We start from the raw sequence: 1131 nt of genomic DNA on the forward strand, positions 1-1131 counted from the left end.
CACCGATCTCGGGCGCACCGCGCTACATCGCCGTGCACCGCGACGCCGACGGTGTCCCGGACGGATACGCCTCCTATTCGCACGGCGACCCCAGCACCTTGACCGTCGACGAGACCATCGCCGTCGACGACGAGGTGTCCACCGCGCTGGCCAGGTTCCTCCTCGAACACGACCTGATCACCGAGGTCGTCTTCAAGCACTGCCCGCCCGACCATCCGCTCCGGTGGCAGCTCGAGGACTTCCGCGCCGGCGAGATGGGCGGCGAAACCGACTGGCTCTGGGTGCGGCTGCTGGACGTCCCCCGCGCGCTCGTCACCCGCGGCTGGTTCGCCGACGGCGAGCTCGTCCTCGACGTCGACGACCCGGCGCTCGGGGAGCACGGTCGCTACCTGCTGACCGTCCAGGACCGCGAAGCGAGTTGTGTCCCGACGGACCGGGAACCCGATCTGTCGCTGGACGTGAGCGATCTGGGCTCGCTGTATCTCGGCGGCACCGCCCCGAGCACGCTCGTCAGGGCCGGGCGCGTCCGCGCGCGCCACCCCGAAGTGGCCGCGCTCGCCGACACCCTGTTCCGTGCCGATCGCTCGCCGCACTGTCTGCACTGGTTCTGATCGCGCGAGGGCTCCGGTCTCAGAGCGCGGACGTTCGTTGACACCCCGTAGTGCCACTGCTCTACTCGGACGCATGCTCTGTACGGCCTGAATCAGTGTCCGCTCACTTTCGAGAAACACCCGGGAATTCCGGGCGCTCCGCCCTGCCCGGAATTCCCGTTCACCCTCGCACAGAACGGAATTCGCCCATGACCACGACCGAAAACCGGGTCCGGTCCGCCACCGAATGGCTGGCCGTCGCGAAAGAGGTCGCCGCCGAACTAGCGGTGAACGCGGCCGAACGCGACCGGAAGAACGAAACGCCTTTCGCGGAAGTCCGGCTGCTCAAGGAAACCGGCCTCGTGACCCTGCTCGGCCCGGTGGAGCACGGCGGTGGCGGGCAGAGCTGGGAGACCGCCTATCGCGTGACCCGCGAGGTCGCGCGCGGCGACGGTTCGATCGGCCAGCTGCTCGGCTACCACTATCTCTGGGCCTGGGCCCCACCCCGGGATGCCGGCGACGACCACGCCCCCGCGTCTGA

The 1131-nt window shown here is 69.3% G+C and carries 2 protein-coding genes; both read left to right on the forward strand.

Going from position 1 to position 1131, the window contains the following annotated elements; genetic code table 11:
• Nucleotides 1–611, forward strand: a 611-nt coding sequence (locus tag CFP71_RS41095) for a sterol carrier protein domain-containing protein (protein ID WP_208636152.1), incomplete at its 5' end; no start/stop codon positions are given.
• 188 nt (nt 612–799) lie between these two features.
• Nucleotides 800–1131 (forward strand): acyl-CoA dehydrogenase family protein (locus CFP71_RS41100; protein WP_208636153.1); only part of this gene is annotated, 332 nt, incomplete at its 3' end.

Origin of the sequence: Amycolatopsis thailandensis (genome assembly GCF_002234405.1) — a bacterium.
Taxonomy (GTDB): Bacteria; Actinomycetota; Actinomycetes; order Mycobacteriales; family Pseudonocardiaceae; genus Amycolatopsis; species Amycolatopsis thailandensis.